The sequence below is a fragment of the Stenotrophomonas sp. SMYL86 genome (genome assembly GCF_036320025.1).
In the GTDB taxonomy this organism is placed as follows: domain Bacteria; phylum Pseudomonadota; class Gammaproteobacteria; order Xanthomonadales; family Xanthomonadaceae; genus Stenotrophomonas; species Stenotrophomonas maltophilia_A.
Genome location: NZ_JAWIRU010000003.1, coordinates 213,985 through 230,189, shown reverse-complemented (window position 1 = coordinate 230,189; position 16,205 = coordinate 213,985). Strand labels below are relative to the sequence as shown.

General features: G+C 66.3%; 15 protein-coding genes. 7 read left to right on the top strand and 8 right to left on the bottom strand.

The window, feature by feature from the left end; all coding sequences use genetic code 11:
• Positions 1 to 135: 135 nt before the first annotated feature.
• On the top strand, positions 136 to 618 hold the full coding sequence (locus V3B64_RS05860) for a YajQ family cyclic di-GMP-binding protein (protein ID WP_006471121.1): 483 nt from the start codon (positions 136 to 138) through the stop codon (positions 616 to 618).
• Positions 619 to 653: 35 nt separating this feature from the next.
• On the opposite strand, the gene V3B64_RS05855 is transcribed toward V3B64_RS05860, so the two are convergent.
• The 3 genes from V3B64_RS05855 to V3B64_RS05845 form a co-directional block, all read right to left on the bottom strand.
• Positions 654 to 1,751, bottom strand: a complete 1,098-nt coding sequence (locus V3B64_RS05855) for a helix-turn-helix domain-containing protein (RefSeq protein WP_071228884.1) — start codon at positions 1,749 to 1,751, stop codon at positions 654 to 656.
• 154 nt (positions 1,752 to 1,905) lie between these two features.
• The gene (locus tag V3B64_RS05850; RefSeq protein ID WP_032129025.1) at positions 1,906 to 3,033 is read right to left on the bottom strand and encodes an NAD(P)-dependent alcohol dehydrogenase; all 1,128 of its coding nucleotides are present in this window, start codon (positions 3,031 to 3,033) and stop codon (positions 1,906 to 1,908) included.
• 17 nt (positions 3,034 to 3,050) lie between these two features.
• Positions 3,051 to 4,517: a benzaldehyde dehydrogenase gene (locus V3B64_RS05845; RefSeq protein ID WP_329913802.1), complete on the bottom strand. Its 1,467-nt coding sequence runs from the start codon at positions 4,515 to 4,517 to the stop codon at positions 3,051 to 3,053.
• Positions 4,518 to 4,710: 193 nt separating this feature from the next.
• Here V3B64_RS05845 and V3B64_RS05840 point away from each other — a divergent pair, with 193 nt between their 5' ends.
• Both V3B64_RS05840 and V3B64_RS05835 read left to right on the top strand, forming a co-directional pair.
• Complete coding sequence (locus V3B64_RS05840) at positions 4,711 to 5,277, top strand: DUF1415 domain-containing protein (protein ID WP_032129027.1); 567 nt, start codon at positions 4,711 to 4,713, stop codon at positions 5,275 to 5,277.
• Entirely contained in the window at positions 5,274 to 6,077 is an 804-nt protein-coding gene (locus V3B64_RS05835; protein ID WP_121504346.1) for an SDR family oxidoreductase, read from the top strand. Before V3B64_RS05840 ends, V3B64_RS05835 begins: the two co-directional genes overlap by 4 nt.
• Positions 6,078 to 6,245: 168 nt before the next feature.
• On the opposite strand, the gene V3B64_RS05830 is transcribed toward V3B64_RS05835, so the two are convergent.
• The gene (locus tag V3B64_RS05830; protein ID WP_329913801.1) at positions 6,246 to 8,276 is read right to left on the bottom strand and encodes a M3 family metallopeptidase; all 2,031 of its coding nucleotides are present in this window, start codon (positions 8,274 to 8,276) and stop codon (positions 6,246 to 6,248) included.
• Positions 8,277 to 8,446: 170 nt separating this feature from the next.
• Between V3B64_RS05830 and V3B64_RS05825 the strand changes: the two genes are divergently transcribed.
• The gene (locus V3B64_RS05825) at positions 8,447 to 8,851 is read left to right on the top strand and encodes a hypothetical protein (protein WP_329913800.1); all 405 of its coding nucleotides are present in this window, start codon (positions 8,447 to 8,449) and stop codon (positions 8,849 to 8,851) included.
• A 69-nt stretch (positions 8,852 to 8,920) separates the two neighbouring features.
• Here V3B64_RS05825 and V3B64_RS05820 read toward each other — a convergent pair whose 3' ends face one another.
• Positions 8,921 to 10,033 carry a PLP-dependent cysteine synthase family protein gene (locus tag V3B64_RS05820; protein WP_121504343.1) on the bottom strand — a complete coding sequence of 371 codons (1,113 nt, stop codon included), beginning with the start codon at positions 10,031 to 10,033 and terminating at the stop codon, positions 8,921 to 8,923.
• A 122-nt stretch (positions 10,034 to 10,155) separates the two neighbouring features.
• Here V3B64_RS05820 and gloA point away from each other — a divergent pair, with 122 nt between their 5' ends.
• The gene (gene gloA, locus V3B64_RS05815; RefSeq protein ID WP_329913799.1) at positions 10,156 to 10,674 is read left to right on the top strand and encodes a lactoylglutathione lyase; all 519 of its coding nucleotides are present in this window, start codon (positions 10,156 to 10,158) and stop codon (positions 10,672 to 10,674) included.
• Positions 10,675 to 10,766: 92 nt separating this feature from the next.
• Entirely contained in the window at positions 10,767 to 11,195 is a 429-nt protein-coding gene (locus V3B64_RS05810) for a VOC family protein (RefSeq protein ID WP_049399207.1), read from the top strand.
• Between the two features lie 67 nt (positions 11,196 to 11,262).
• On the opposite strand, the gene V3B64_RS05805 is transcribed toward V3B64_RS05810, so the two are convergent.
• From V3B64_RS05805 to glmS, 3 genes are all read right to left on the bottom strand, one after another.
• Entirely contained in the window at positions 11,263 to 11,694 is a 432-nt protein-coding gene (locus V3B64_RS05805; RefSeq protein ID WP_006394252.1) for a CBS domain-containing protein, read from the bottom strand.
• A 414-nt stretch (positions 11,695 to 12,108) separates the two neighbouring features.
• The gene (locus V3B64_RS05800; RefSeq protein WP_049399205.1) at positions 12,109 to 12,570 is read right to left on the bottom strand and encodes a DUF2846 domain-containing protein; all 462 of its coding nucleotides are present in this window, start codon (positions 12,568 to 12,570) and stop codon (positions 12,109 to 12,111) included.
• A 293-nt stretch (positions 12,571 to 12,863) separates the two neighbouring features.
• Positions 12,864 to 14,702 (bottom strand): glutamine--fructose-6-phosphate transaminase (isomerizing), encoded by a 1,839-nt coding sequence (glmS, locus tag V3B64_RS05795; protein ID WP_049399202.1) that lies wholly within the window; start codon positions 14,700 to 14,702, stop codon positions 12,864 to 12,866.
• Between the two features lie 203 nt (positions 14,703 to 14,905).
• On the opposite strand from glmS, the gene V3B64_RS05790 reads away from it, so the two are divergent.
• Positions 14,906 to 16,183 carry an efflux RND transporter periplasmic adaptor subunit gene (locus V3B64_RS05790; protein ID WP_049399200.1) on the top strand — a complete coding sequence of 426 codons (1,278 nt, stop codon included), beginning with the start codon at positions 14,906 to 14,908 and terminating at the stop codon, positions 16,181 to 16,183.
• Positions 16,184 to 16,205: the final 22 nt, after the last annotated feature.

Below are 16,205 nucleotides of genomic sequence, written 5' to 3'. Positions count from 1 at the left end.
CCCCCCGCCCTTTCTGTCCGCCCCCCGCCCCAGGGCTGGCTTACCAGCTGCCGCGCCGGCCTCGACTCTACAGAAAGCAGGCATGCGGGCCAGCACGATAGAATGACCGCCACTGAATCCTGCGGAGCATCGCCCATGCCCTCCTTCGACGTCGTGTCCGAAGTCGACACCCACGAGCTGACCAACGCCATCGACCAGGCCAACCGCGAACTGGCCACCCGCTTCGACTTCAAGGGCGTGGACGCCAAGTTCGAACGCGATGGCGATGTCATCAACCAGACGGCGCCGACCGAGTTCCAGCTCAAGCAGATGAACGACATCCTGCGCGCACGCCTGGCCGCGCGCGGCATCGACGTGCTCAGCCTGGAGTTTGGCGACATCGAAACCAACCTGGCCCAGGCCCGGCAGAAGATCACCGTCAAGCAGGGCATCGAGCAGAAGATCGCCAAGAAGATCGCGGCGGCACTGAAGGACGCCAAGCTGAAGGTGGAAAGCCAGATCAACGGCGACAAGCTGCGCGTGCAGGGCAAGAAGCGCGACGATCTGCAGGACGCCATCGCCGTGCTCAAGGCCGGCAAGTTCGAACTGCCGCTGCAGTTCAACAACTTCCGCGACTGATGCCCCCGCCGGGACCTGCCCGGTGGACTACGCGGTCAATCGCGCAGCAGCTTGTACAGCGTGGTGCGCGAGATTCCCAACTGGCGTGCGGCCAGGCTGAGGTTGCCGTCAGCGGCCTGGGCCGCGCGACGCGCGGCCTCACGCTGCTGGTCACGCAGCAGCGGCGCGCCTGGATCTGCCGGAGTGCTCCGCACAGTAGACCGGTGCGCCGCGCCCCGCGGCCCCTGCAGACGCTGCAGGTAGACCGCACTGCCCTCGCCCAGCCGGACCCGATGCGCTGCGCCCGGTTGCAGCAGCCGACGCCGTTGCGCCGCACTGGCACCGGAAAACAGCGCTTCCAGACCCAGCAGCGGCAACGGCCCGCGCCGTGGCAGGCCCAGCAGGCGCCGTGCAACGCGGTTGGCTGCACGCAGCTGGCCATCCTCCTGCACCGCCAGCAGCCCCTGCAGCGGTGACGCCAGCCAGCGCGGATCATGTTGCACGGCCAGCAGGTGCACGTCGGTGAGGCTGTGGAACAAGCGATTTTCGCTGGCCAGCGCAGCCTGCCGGAAATAGCCCTGCAGCAGCGCGGGATCGCGCTCGCCAAGACCGGTGATGTCGATCACTCCGCAGACCCGACCGTCGAGATCGTGCAGTGGCTCGCTCAGGCAGAACACCGGCGCGAACCGCTGCAGGTAGTGTTCGTTGCCGCGCACCAGTGCCGGCACATCGTCGGCCAGGCTGACCGCTGGCGCGGTGGTGCCGATCTCGGTCTCGCCCAGCTGTCGCCCGACCTGGATCGGCCGCAGCAAGGGAGCATCTTCCAGCCCGTGGGCCTGCTGCGCGATCACCATGCCGTCGCGGTTGGCGCAGAACATCGTCCAGCCACGCCCACCGAAGGCCGCCCAGAGCTGTTCCAGCTCCGGCTGCACGCAACGCGCCAGGCGCCGGTCATCGGGATGGGACAGATGGCGGCCATCGCCCAGCAGCGGCCGATAGTCCGGCTCCTGCCCCGGCTGCAGGCCCGCCGCGCGCGAACGCAGCCATGACTGCTGCAGCGGCAGCGGCAACACGCCCAATGAGCGCGCATCGCCGTCGGCGAAAGCGGCACGTGCCGCCACCAGTTGTTGCTGCCCGACTGTCGTGGCCATCATGGACGCAGCGTACACCCGCCAGCGGCAACGCCATGTTACGTCTCGGCAACGGAGCGTTTCCGTTTCAAGACGCGTTCAAACAAAGGGGCAGAGCCGTTATGGAAAACGGATCTGCCCCATGCCGGCCAGCGGCCGGCACAACCAACAGGGGAAACTACGCCGCGATGCGAAGCACCGGCTTCAGGGTGATGCCACGGGTGCTGTCTTCGGCCGCCTGGTTGATCTGTTCCAGCGGATAGAACTTCACCAGTTTGTCGAACGGGAAGCGTCCCTGCTGGAACAGGGTCACCAGCTGCGGAATGAACACCTGCGGCACACTGTCGCCCTCGACGATGCCGCGGATGCTGCGACCGCCGAGCAGCAGGTTGTTCACATCGAAACTGGCGGTGGTGCCCAGCTTCGGCGCACCGACCACGCCCATCATGCCCAGCCCACCCAGCGCCTCGACGCCAGCGGACAGCACGTCCGGACGACCGGTCGATTCCAGCGCGAAGTCAGCACCCCCACCCGTGATCGCACGCACCGCCTCGACCACATCGGTCTCCCGGCTGTTGACCACGTGGGTGGCCCCCAGCTCCAGAGCAAGCTCCAGGCGCGAAGGCACCACGTCGATGGCAATGATGGTGGTGGCCCCGGCCACCCTGGCCGCCATCACCGCGCTCAGGCCCACCGCACCGGCACCATAGCTTGCAAAGCTGCTGCCCGACCGCACCTGCAGCGAGTTGAGCACCGCACCGGCACCGGTCTGGATGCCGCACCCCAGCGGGCCCAGCAGTTCCAGTGGTGCGTCATCAGGCACCTTGATCGCATTGATCTCGCGGGCCAGCGCGTAGGTGGCAAACGAGGACTGGGCGAAGAAATGATCGTGCAGCGGCTGGCCCTGCGCATCGGTGATCGCGGTATGGCCGTGGCCATCATCGCCACCGAAGTTCAGGGCGAAGAAATCCCTGCAGTAAGCACCGTGTCCCCCCCGGCAGGGATTGCAGTGACCACAGGCGCCGTAGGTCAGCACCACGTGATCCCCCGCCTTGAGGTCGCGCACGTTCGGGCCAACCGCTTCGACGATGCCCGCCCCCTCATGGCCCAGCACCGCCGGCAGCGGCACCGGATAGTACTGATCGCGCACGATCAGGTCGGTATGGCACAGGCCGGTGGCCACCACCTTCACCAGCACCTCGTCGTCCTGCGGACCGCGCAGCGTCGCCTGCTCGATGACGAAGGGCTGCTCCTTGCCGCGTACCACGGCGGCGGTGATCTCACGCGTTGCGTTGTTGTCGTTCATCGTGATGGCTCCTTCGATCAGATCGGGTAAGCGGGCGCTTCGCCCTTGACGGTCAACCACTGCCACTGGGTGAACTCCTCGCCGTTGGCCGGGCCACCAATGCTGGTGCCGTTGCCGGACGCGCCGACGCCGCCGAAGGGGTTGATCACCTCGTCATTCACGGTCTGGTCGTTGATGTGCAGCAGACCGGTACGCAGGCGCTCGCCGATCTTCAGCGCGCGGCCGACGTTGCTGGACACGATCGCCATCGACAGCCCGTACTCGCTGTCGTTGGCCAGGCGCACGGCTTCGTCGTCATCGTCGAACGGCACCACCACCGCTACCGGCGCGAAGATTTCCTCGCTGAAGGCCGGATTGTCGGCCGCAACGTTGCCGAGCACGGTGGGTGCGAAGAACAGCTCCCGGTGCGTGCCGCCCGCTTCCAGCGTGGCACCGGCCTGCACCGCCTGCTCGACCACGCGTGCGGCATGGTCGCGCTGGCCAGCATTGATCAGCGGGCCGATCGCCACGTCCTCACGTGCCGGGTCGCCTACCTTCAGCGCGTTGGCCTTGGCCACCAGTTTCTGCAGGAACGTGTCGTGGATCTTCCGGTGCACCAGCACGCGGCCGGTCGCCATGCAGATCTGGCCCTGGTGCAGGTAGACGCCCCACACGGTGTTGGCCACCGCCAGGTCCAGGTCCGCATCGTCCAGGATGATCAACGAATTCTTGCCACCCAACTCCAGCGAAACCTTTTTCAGGTGCTTGCCCGCCGCTTCGCCGACCTTGCGCCCGGCGGCGGTGGAACCGGTGAACTGGATCATCGCCACGTGCGGGTCACTGGTCAGCGCGGCCCCGGCCGCGCCATCGCCGGGCAGCATGTGCAGCACGCCTGCCGGCAGGCCCGCCTGCTCGAACAGGCGTGCGATCACCGCGCCACCACACACTGCCGTACGCGGGTCCGGCTTGAGAACCACAGCGTTGCCCAGCGCGATCGCCGGGGCCACCGCACGCATCGCCAGATAGAGCGGGAAGTTGAACGGCGAAATGACCCCGACCACACCCAGCGGGCGGCGCCGCGCCAGATTCAGCTTGCCCGGCTCGGACGGCAGGATCTCACCCGTGCTGCGCGACGGCAGTGCGGCGGCCTCGTGCAGCGCCTTGATCGTCACCTTGGCCTCGAAGCCGGCCTTCAGGCGGGTCGAGCCGCTTTCGCGCACCAGCCACTCGACCAGGGTGTCGATGTTCTCTTCGGCCAGACGCGCGGCCTTGCGCAGCACGTCGGCACGCTGTTCGTAGGGCGCCGCCGCCCAAGCCTGCTGCGCCTGTGCCGCGGCAGCCGCCGAACGCGCGATCTGCGCCGGGTCGGCCAGGCCGATCTCGCCCAGCTCCCGGCCAGTGGCCGGTTCAATCACCGGGTGCCGTTGCGGGGCAGCCTGCCAGTGGCCATCAAAGAAGGCGCCGGCCCAGAGGGCGTCCGGCAGCCACGGGGAAGATGCAGTCATGGGTGTCCTCCTGTGTCGTGCATCCATTCCACGCCCGTCGCCCCGGACTGGCAATCGGCCATCCATCGGTAGCGCGCAACGGTTTGAATCTTCAGGAATTTCCAGCTTCGCCACTGTCCAGTTCCTGCACAGTGGACAGCGCAGCACCGGCACACTGCCTACAATGGCGGCCCCGCCAGCCCACGTGCCCGCCATGACCGATTCCCACCTGCCCACCGATGACCCGATCGCCGCCACCCGCCTGTGGCTGGAGCGCATCGTCATCGGCCTGAACCTGTGCCCGTTCGCCAAGGCGGTGTACGTGAAGGACCAGGTCCGCATCGTGCTCAGCGATGCGACCACGCCGGAAGCGCTGGTTGAACAGCTGGCCGAGGAGCTGGTGCTGCTGCGCGATACGCCGGCCGAGCAGATCGACACGACGCTGATCGTGCATCCGCAGGTGCTGACCGATTTCCTCGACTACAACGATTTCCTCGACAACGCCGATGCGGCGATCGAGGCACTGGACCTGCAGGGCATCCTGCAGGTGGCCAGCTTCCACCCGGACTACCAGTTCGATGGCGTGGCCGCGGACGACGCCAGCAACTACACCAACCGCGCACCCTTCCCCACCCTGCACCTGCTGCGCGAAGACAGCGTGGCACGCGCGGTGGATGTCTATCCGGACCCGGACGTGATCGTCGAGCGCAACATCCAGACCCTGGATCGCATCGGCGTGGACGGCTGGCATCGCCGCCTGCGCGGCGAAGACCTGACGTGAGCACGGTGCCGCCGATCGCCGCATGGCCGGCCGCGCCACTGTCGGGCAAGGTTGTGCTGGTCACCGGCGGTGCCAACGGCATCGGCCGTGGTATTGCCCAGGCCGTACTTGGTGCCGGTGGACGCGTGCTGATCGGCGACCTGGACGTGGAGGCCGGAGAAGCGTGTCTGGCGGAATGGCAGCGCGGCGAGGATGCCGCGTTCCAGCGCCTGGACATCACCGACGAAGCCAGCGTGCGCGACTTCATCGCCGTGGCCCAGCAGCGTTTCGGCCGTATCGACGGACTGGTGAACAACGCGGGCATCGCCGGTCCACACGGCACAGGGTTGCAGGATATGGACTGGGACGAGTGGCAGCGCCGGCTGTCGTCACTGCACGGTGCATTCCTGTGCAGCAAGCACACGTTGCCAGCACTGATCGCCAGCGCCGCCGGTGCGATCATCAACATCGCCTCCACCCGCGCCTGGCAATCCGAAGCACACAGCGAAGCCTACGCGGCAGCCAAGGGTGGGCTGGTGGCCTTCACCCATGCACTTGCGATCAGCGCCGGCCCGGCGGTGCGGGTGAACAGCATCAGCCCCGGCTGGATCGGCACCACTGCGTGGCAGGCACCCTCACGGCGCCACGCGCCGGAATACTCAGCCATCGACCATGCGCAACACCCGGTCGGCCGGGTCGGCCGCCCCGAAGACATCGGTGCACTGGCGGTGTACCTGCTGTCGTCGCTGTCCGGTTTCACCACCGGCCAGGACTTCATCGTGGACGGCGGCATGACCCGGAAGATGATCTACGCCGAATGACCCCAAGGCGCGACGCCCGGTAGAGGCCAACCTTGGTTGGCCTGGGCTTTTCGCCAACCAAGGTTGGCGCCTACCAAGGCGTTACGCCATGTCCGAACATTCCGGTAGATCCACGCCATGCGTGGATCGCGGTAACGTGCCAACCAAGGTTGGCACCTACCAAACACCTTACGCCATGCCCGAGTGGCGCAGCAGCGCGTCGATCTGAGGCGCGCGGCCGCGGAAGGCCTTGAAGTTCTCCGCCGCCGGGCGGCTGCCACCACGCGACAGGATCTCTTCGCGGAAGCGCGCGCCGGTTTCAGCCAGCGCCTGCGGCGCCTCCTCGAACGCCGCATAGGCATCGGCGCTCAGCACCTCGGCCCACTTGTAGCTGTAGTAACCCGCGGCGTAACCGCCGGCGAAGATATGGCTGAACTGGTGCGGGAAGCGGTTCCAGACCGGCGGGTGGTTCACCGCCACTTCCGCACGCACGCGGTCGAGCAGTGCCAGCACGCTGTCCTGTGCCGGTTCGAACTGGCTGTGCAGCAGCATGTCGAACAGACCGAACTCCAGCTGGCGAACGGTGGCCATGCCGCTGTGGAAGTTGCGTGCAGCCAGCATGCGCTCGTACAGCGCGCGCGGCAGCGGCTCGCCACTGTCCACACGTGCGGTCATCGCCTGCAGGTGCTCCCATTCCCAGCAGAAGTTCTCCATGAACTGGCTGGGCAGCTCCACCGCGTCCCATTCCACGCCGTTGATGCCGGCCACACCCAGTTCGCCGATGCGGGTCAGCAGCTGATGCAGGCCGTGGCCCATTTCATGGAACAGGGTGGTCACTTCATTGTGGCTGAAGGTAGCCGGCTTGCCATTGGCACCTCGGCCGAAGTTGCACACCAGGTAGACCAGCGGCGTCTGCACGCTGCCGTCGGCACGCTCGCGGCGGTTACGGCAATCATCCATCCACGCGCCACCGCGCTTGCCTTCGCGCGCGTACAGGTCCAGGTAGAACTGGCCCACCAGCGCCCCCTGCGCATCGACCAGGCGGAAGAAGCGCACATCCTCGTGCCACACCGGCGCGCTGTCCTCCTGCACGCGCAGGCCGTACAGCTGCTCGATCACCGAGAACAGGCCGCCCAGCACCTTCGGTTCGGTGAAGTACTGCTTCACTTCCTGTTCGGAATAGCTGTAACGCGCCTGCTTCAGGCGATCGGCAGCGAATGCCAGGTCCCAGGCCTGCAGGCTGTCGATACCGAGTTGCTCGCGTGCGAACTGTTCCAGTTCAGCACGGTCCTTGGCCGCGAACGGCTTGGCGCGCGAGGCCAGGTCACGCAGGAAACCGAGCACCTCGGCCGGGTCCTGCGCCATCTTGGTCGCCACCGAATAATCACCATACGAACCGAAGCCGAGCAGTGCGGCGAGTTCCGCGCGCAGGGCGAGGATGCGGTCGATGTTGCCGCTGTTGTCCAGCGTGTCATCGCCGAATTCGGACGCACGCTGTGCGCTGGCACGGTACAGGATCTCGCGCAGGTCGCGGTCCTCACCCCAGGTCTGCACCGGCAGGTAGCACGGCATCTGCAGGGTCAGTTTCCAGCCAGACTTGCCGTCCTTCTGTGCTGCGGCATGCGCGGCGGCCTTCACGTCTTCCGGCAGGCCCTTCAATCGCGCTTCGTCCTCGACGATCAGCGACCAGGCATCGGTAGCGTCAAGAACGTTCTGCGAGAACTTCGCCGACAGCGCCGACAGTTCTTCCTTGATCGCCGCGAAGCGCTGCTGCGCCTCCGGCGCCAGCTCGGCGCCGCCGAGGCGGAAGTCGCGCAGCGTGTTGTCCAGCACCTTGCGCTGGGCCTCGTCGAAGCGCGCCGCCTCGGTGCTGGCGGCCAGTGTCTGGTACTGCCGGTACAACGCCAGGTTCTGGCTGAGCGCACTGGCGAAGCGGGTCACCCGCGGCAGGTTGCTGTTGTAGGCCTCACGCAGTTCCGGGGTGTTGACCACGCCCTGCAGGTGGCCGACCAGGCCCCAGGCGCGCCACAGCCGCTCGGTGGCATCGTCCAGCGGGGCAACGAAGGTCTCCCAGCGCACCGGCTGCACCTGCTCGGCCGTGCTGACGGCGGCTTCGGCCTCGGCCAGCAGCACGTCCAGCGCCGGCGCCACGTGCTCGGGGCGGATCGCCTCGAAGCGCGGCAGGCCGGAAAAATCGAGCAGGGGGTTGGCAACGGTCACGGCAGATCTCCAGGGTACGGGCCCGACAGGCGGGCAGCACGGTAGATATGGCGCTGCCAGGTGTGGCTGACAAGGGGGCGCCGCCCGGTATTCACGTCGGCCTTACGGTCGCGGTTCGAAGCTCTGGCTGCGGGGGAGTCCGCAGCGGTAGGTACCCAACGAGGCCCCACATGGAAGGTCTGGCTGCAGTTGCATCCGTCTCATCGGCGCGGTCGCTGGCGTTGTCTGCCAGCACGGCCGAGCTAACCTGGATCGCCGCGCTGTGCGATGCCGGCGACGACGCCCCGCGCCACCTGCAGCAGTTGCAGGCCGTGCTGCAGCAGGGCGGCACCTTCAACGATGCCCAGGAGTGGTACCCGTTCGAGGTGATCGAGCGCGGCGCCAGCCAGCTGCGGCTGGGCCATGAGCGCGAGTTCGTGATCTGCGTGCTGCTGTGGCTGCAGGCACTGGCCCAGGGCCGGGCCAGCGGCCTGGACCCGAGCCTGCACCTGGATGATCGCGCGATGGACATCGAGGCCTTGCCCGATGCGCTGCGCGATGCAGTACTGGATGCGTTCACCGCGGCGGGGTACTGAATCTGTAGCGTCGAGCCATGCTCGACGGCTCTTTCCCGGAGTCGAGCATGGCTCGCCTCTACAAGGGCTCTACAACGCTTCCAGGCTGCACCACGGCAGTTCCGGCAGCCCCTGCCCGGCCACCGCCGCTGCCAGCTGCGCATCGGCACCGTCGACATCGATGCCCTGGCGCGCGTACCACGCCGGGTCGTAATAGCTCTGCGCGTAGCGCTCGCCACTGTCGCACAGGATGCTGACAATGCTGCCCTGGTGGCCCGCGTCTCGCATCCACTGCGCGGCCTGCAGCACACCGATGAAGTTGGTGCCTGTGGAGCCACCCACGCGTCGACCGAGCTGGCGGCTGACATGGCGCATCGCGGCCAGGCTCAGCGCGTCGGGCACCTTCACCATCGCATCGACGCTGGTCGGGATGAAGCTCGGCTCCACCCGCGGCCGGCCGATGCCTTCCACGCGCGAACCGCCGCTGCAGGTCAGGCCGCGCCAGTCCTGCTGGCCGGCCACGGCAGCCTGATAGCCATCGAAGAACACCGATACTTCCGGGTCCGCGCAAAGGATGCGGGTGTCATGCCGGCGGTAGCTGACATAGCGGCCCAGCGTCGCTGCGGTACCGCCGGTACCGGGGCTGCACACGATCCATTCCGGAACCGGGCTGGGCTCCTCGGCCATCTGCTTGAAGATGGACTCGGCAATGTTGTTGTTGGCCCGCCAGTCGGTGGCACGCTCGGCGTAGGTGAACTGGTCCATGAAGTGGCCGCCGGTCTCGCGGGCCAGCTTCTCCGATTCACCGTTGAGTTCACAGGCACGCTCGACCAGGTGGCAGCGGCCCCCGTGGAACTCGATGGCCGCAATCTTCTCTGGGGAGGTCGTGGCCGGAATCACCGCAATGAACGGCACCCCCAGCAGGCGCGCGAAATAGGCTTCGGAGACGGCGGTCGAGCCACTGGAGGCTTCGATCACCGGCCGCCCTTCGCGCAGCCAGCCGTTGGTCAACGCATACAGGAACAGCGAGCGCGCCAACCGGTGTTTCAGGCTACCGGTGGGATGGCTCGATTCATCCTTCAGGTACACATCGATGCCCGCGAACCCGGGCAGCGCCAGCGGGATCAGGTGGGTATCGGCGGAACGGTTGAAATCGGCTTCGATCTTGCGGATGGCGGCAGCCACCCATTCACGCTGCGACATGGCGGGCAATGCTCAGAACGGAACGGTGCGATCCGCCCATTGTACGTCGCGGTGCCGTCAGGTGACGGCCGCTAGAATGGCCCCATCCGGCCAGCAACGGCCCTGTCTGAAGGACCTCCCCCATGACCATTCCCGCCCTGCGCGATGTCCCCGGCGTCGCCGCCCAGGCCCCGGCCGAGACCACCGGCTTCGTGTTCAACCACACCATGCTGCGGGTGAAGGACATCACCGCCTCGCTGGACTTCTACACCCGCGTGCTCGGCTACCAGCTGATCGACAAGCGCGACTTCCCGGACGCCCAGTTCAGCCTGTACTTCCTGGCCTACGTACCGGCCGGCGCGGTGGTGCCGGAAGACGACAGCCAGCGCCGAGTGTGGATGGCCGGCCTGCCGGGCGTGCTGGAACTGACCCATAACCACGGCACCGAAACCCAGGACGGCACGGTCTACCACGATGGCAACAGCGACCCGCGCGGCTTCGGCCACATCTGCGTGTCGGTGCCGGACATCGAGACCGCCTGCCAGCGATTTGAAGACCTCGGCGTGACCTTCCAGAAGCGCCTGACCGATGGCCGCATGAAGAACCTGGCCTTCATCAAGGACCCGGACGGCTACTGGGTCGAGATCATCGCCAACGTCTGACCCAAAAAGGGGACGGAGGGGATTAAGTCGTTTCTGGCACTATTGGCTGGAAGCGACTTAATCCCCTCCGTCCCCTTTTTTGCGAGGTTCGTATGGAAACGATGGAACTGCACCGCGGGCGCTTGATCGACCATCTGCAGCTGGTGGTGCGTGACCTGGCAGCCAGCCGCCGCTTCTACCAGGCGGTGTTCGACACCATCGGCGTGCCCCTGGGCGGCGAAGGGCCGGACTTCTTCTGGGCCGATGAGCTGTTCATTTCCAGCGCCAGCAGCGAGGCCGCCGCCGGCCAGCTGACCGGGCGCCACCATCTGGCGTTCCAGGCACGCGACAGCGCCACCGTCGATGCCTTCCACACTGCGGCCATCGCCGCCGGAGGCAAGGACAACGGCGCACCCGGCGAGCGCCCCTACCATCCCGGCTACTACGGCGCCTTTGTGCTCGATCCGGATGGCAACAACATCGAAGTGGTCTATCACGGTCCGGCGAACTACAGCGCCGATTCGGTGAAGGTCACTTTCTGATATCACCGAAGCCGTGAACGAAGAAGCCGAGCAATGCCCGGCTTCTCTGCATCCAAGAGTCCAGCCCTCAGTGGGCGGCCATGTAGATGTCCTGCAGTACGGCCTTTTCCAGCTCCAGCTCGCCCAGCAGGTTCTTCACGATGTCACCCAGGCTGAGGATGCCAACCAGCAGGGTGCCTTCGGTGACCATCAGATGACGGCGCCGCGAGTATGTCATCAGCGACATGGCCTGCTTCAGGGTCGCTTCCGGCGCAATGCCTTCCAGGCCGGTGGACGGCAGGCTGGAAATCACCCGGCGGCCGGCCTGCGGGCCGTCGTCGGCCAGGGTGCGCACGATGTCCTTCTCGGAAATGATGCCGACCGGGGCATCGTCCTTCATCACCACCAGCGCAGCGATCTTGTTCGCGCTCATCTTGTGGGCGGCGGCACCGATGGTGTCTTCGGCGTCGATGGTGATGACAGCTTCTTTCTTGGATTGCAGGAGTTCGCGGACGTTCATTCTTGTTTCCTGGTGCAGGTCACTGAAGTCAAAAAAGTGTGCTCTTCCGATACGCCCCCTCCCCGGGAACAGACCTTTCAGCGCACGTCTGGCGCACCCGGCTGCCGGTGGAAATGGATCGGCAGACGACGTGCTGCAACGCGAACGAGGTGGGTTCAACCGCTCAACCCGGCCCTCGGTCAAATCGATTCTACGACTGCGACCATCGGTCACTACCGGCATCGATAGGACAGTTCGTCGTGGGAACCAACTGACGATCCAGAGAATGGCACCGCGGCTGAAACCGCCGCTGAATACAGGCGATGTCGCGCATTAAAGATTGATTGCCTGCTGCCGACGGCGGACAGAACACCCGGTGGCTGTCCCACTTGTGGTCCGGCCGGCGGAGCATCTCGCCCCGCCGGCCACCTTCCCCTACTTCGAGCAACGACCGTTCTGGGCCATTTTCAGTTGCATCACCTGGCTGCGGCCTTCAGCTTCCGGCACCACCGTCAACTTGGCGCCGCCTACGAAAACGCCCATCTTGATCGACTGCTGGATGAAGTAGTTGCGACCGGCTTCGGTAAACAGCTTGATGTCGTTGGGCGAGAACTCCGACTCAGTGGAGATCACATGCTCCTTGTCACCCGTGACCTGGGTATAGAAGAACACCTTGTCGGCGGTTTCGCCCAAGCACTCTCCGTCGATCAGGACGTCTTTTTTCAGTGCCTTGCCGACGAAGCTGTTGCGGAACACATACACACCGGACTTGCCGTCCTGCGGTGCCGGGAAGGTCTTCGCCGTATCAACCACGCTCTTCTCGGTCATAGGCACAGTCGCGCAACCGGACAGCGCACTGATTGCCATTGCCAACGCGACTCCATGCAGCTTCTTCATCTACAGCCCCTGTAATGCGCGACATCACGCGCGGAATGGACATGGCTACGCACACCCGTTGCGGGTGTGGACTGCCAGCAGTGAAATGGGTTCCCGGCATGGCCCGGCCGGGACATGCGGACGCCTCCGGGTTCGCCTGCTGCGCTCTGCATTGCATGGATCGCCGCACTGCAGCGTGGCACAGGCATCCTCCGTGATGCGCCGATTCGGGTGCAGAGAATGCCATGCCGGCATGAAAAAAGGGCGACCCGTCGGGCCGCCCTCGTCTGCGATGCCAGCGGATCTGCCCGGAGTTACTCCACCGTCACGCTCTTGGCCAGGTTGCGCGGCTTGTCCACGTCGGTGCCACGTGCCAGTGCGGTGTGGTACGCCAGCAGCTGCACCGGGATGGTGTGCACGATGGGGCTGAGCACGCCGGCATGGCGCGGCGTACGGATCACATGCACGCCTTCGGACTCGTTGAAGTTGCTGTCCTGGTCGGCGAACACGAACAGCTCGCCGCCGCGCGCGCGTACTTCCTGCATGTTCGACTTCACCTTCTCCAGCAGGCTGTCGTTGGGCGCGATCACCACTACCGGCATGTCCTCGTCCACCAGCGCCAGCGGGCCATGCTTCAGCTCGCCCGCCGGATAGGCCTCGGCGTGGATGTAGGAGATTTCCTTGAGCTTGAGCGCGCCTTCCAGCGCGATCGGGTAATGCAGGCCACGCCCCAGGAACAGTGCGCTGCTCTTGCGCGCGAAACGCTCGGCCCAGGCGGCGATCTGCGGCTCCATGTTCAGCGCGTGCTGCACGCTGCCCGGCAGGAAGCGCAGCTGCTCCAGGTAGTCCGCTTCCTGCGCCGCGTCGATGCGGCCATGCAGCTTGCCCAGCACCACGGTCAGCTGGAACAGTGCGGCCAGCTGGGTGGTGAAGGCCTTGGTCGACGCCACGCCGATCTCGGCGCCGGCACGGGTGTAGCAGACCAGCTCGCTGGCGCGCGGAATCGCGCTTTCCGGCACATTGCAGATCGACAGCGTGTGCTTGTGGCCCAGCGACTTGGCGTACTTCAGCGCTTCCATCGTATCCAGCGTTTCGCCGGACTGGGAGATGGTGACGATCAGGTGCTTCGGGTTGGCATACGCGGCGCGGTAGCGGTACTCGCTGGCGATCTCCACGCTGCACGGCAGCCCGGCGATGGCTTCGATCCAGTAGCGCGCGGTCAGGCCGGCGTAATAGCTGGTGCCGCAGGCGATGATCTGCACGCCTTCGATGCCTGACAGCACGGCCTCGGCATTCTTGCCGAACAGTTCGGCCGGGAAACCACCGGCGTCGATCGCTGCCTCGATGGTGTCGCCCAGCGCGCGCGGCTGCTCGTGGATTTCCTTCTGCATGAAGTGGCGGTACGGGCCCAGCTCCAGCGATGCCAGCGATACGTCGGACAGGTGCACCTCGCGCTCGATCGGCTGGTCATGCTCATCGAAGATACGCACACCGTCGCGGCGGATCTCCGCGGTGTCGCCCTCTTCCAGGAAGATCACCTTGCGGGTGGCCGAGATCACGGCCGAAACGTCGGACGCCACGAAGTTCTCGCCCTCGCCCAGGCCGATCAGCAGCGGGCAGCCCATGCGCGCGCAGACGAAGCGTTCCGGCTCCGCGCGGCTGACCACGGCCAGTGCGTAGGCACCGGTCAGCTCCTTCACCGTGTGCTGCAGCGCCACCAGCAGGTCGTCGCCGTCCTTCAGGTGGTGATGGATCAGGTGCGCGATGACTTCGGTGTCGGTCTGCGACTCGAAGGTGTAACCCAGGGCACGCAGCTTCTCGCGCTGCTCCTCGTGATTTTCGATGATGCCGTTGTGCACCAGCGCCACGCCGTGGCTGATGTGCGGATGCGCGTTGGCCTCGGTGACACCACCGTGGGTGGCCCAGCGGGTGTGGCCGATGCCCAGCACTGCATTGAAGCCCTCGGCCTCGGCCGCAGTGGCCATTTCCGACACACGGCCGGTACGACGCACGCGGCGCACATCCGGCCGTTCGGCATGGTCGATCACCGCGATGCCCGAGGAATCGTAACCACGGTACTCAAGGCGCTTCAGGCCTTCGATCAGCACCGGCACTACGTCGCGATCAGCGATCGCACCCACGATTCCACACATGTCACGCGTTTCCTTGAAGACGATCGCCGCATTCTAGCCTGCGGGCCCGCGCTCCCCCTCCTGTCCGCTTAATGAAAGTGTCCGGAAAGGTGTCCGCGGACACCCGGACACTTCAGGGCGCCTCCCAACCCATTGACCCACAAGGAAATAAAGTTGGCACGCTACGTGCTTGGTACCCACTACCACCGTCAGGCACGCACCCGATGATCCGCGACACCTCCGCACAGGACCAGATCGTTTCCTCCGCCCCGGCCGGCACCACCCGCGCCAACTGGCAGCGTTACCGCTGGCCGGCACTGGGCGCCATCGCGCTGCTGGCCGGCATCGGCTGGGCCGTGTACGCCTGGTCCAACGCCAGCCGCTCCTACGACAGCAGCCGCGTGCGCATCGCCGAAGTGAAGCGCGGTGACCTGGTCCGCGACATCGCCGCCGACGGCCGCGTGATCGCCGCCAACAGCCCGATCCTGTACGCCATCTCGGCCGGTACCGTGGACCTGAAAGTCGTTGCCGGTGACGTGGTCAAGAAGGACCAGGAGCTGGCGGTCATCGACAGCCCGGAACTGCGCAGCAAGCTGGCCCAGGAGCAGGCCACCCTGGCCGGCCTGGAAGCCGAGGCCAGCCGCGCCGCGCTGGACGCCACCCTGGCCCGCGCCAAGTCGCGCAAGGAAACCGACCAGGCCACCATCGAGCGCCAGGCCGCCGACCGCGACCTGCAGCGCTACCAGCGCGGTTACGACGGCGGTGCAGTACCGCAGATCGATCTGGCCAAGGCCAAGGACTCGCTGAAGAAGGCCGATATCACCCTGGCCAACGCCACCACCGATGCCCGCCTGCAGAGCCAGGGCGCGGACCTGGACGCCCGCAACAAGCGCCTGCTGGCCGACCGCCAGAAGGCGGTGGTGGCCGAGGTGCAGCGCCAGGTGGACGCGCTGACCCTGCGCGCACCGTTCGACGGCCAGGTCGGCCAGGTGCAGGCCGTCCAGTCCACCAACCTGGCCGCCAATGCGCCCGTGCTGGGCGTGGTCGACCTGTCCAAGTTCGAGGTCGAGATCAAGGTGCCGGAGAGCTTCGCCCGCGACCTGGCGATCGGCATGCCGGCGCAGCTGACCGGCGGCAACGGCAAGCCGTTCCCGGGCGAGATCAGTGCGGTGTCGCCGGAAGTGGTCAACGGCGAGGTCAACGCCCGCGTGCGCTTCGCCAGCGCGCAGCCGGAAGGCCTGCGCCAGAGCCAGCGGATGTCGGTGCGCGTGCTGCTCGACACCCGCAAGGACGTGCTGAAGGTTGAGCGCGGCCCGTTCGTCGAACAGGGCAACGGCATCGCCTACGTGATGGATGGCCGCACCGCAGTGCGGCGTCCGGTGGAACTGGGCGTCAGCAGCCTGGGCGAAGTGGAAATCAAGTCGGGTGTGCAGCCGGGCGACCGCATCGTGGTCTCTGGCAGCGACCTGTTCAAGGACGCCGAACGCGTCTCCGTCAACTGATACCTGATACCTGAATCCTGGA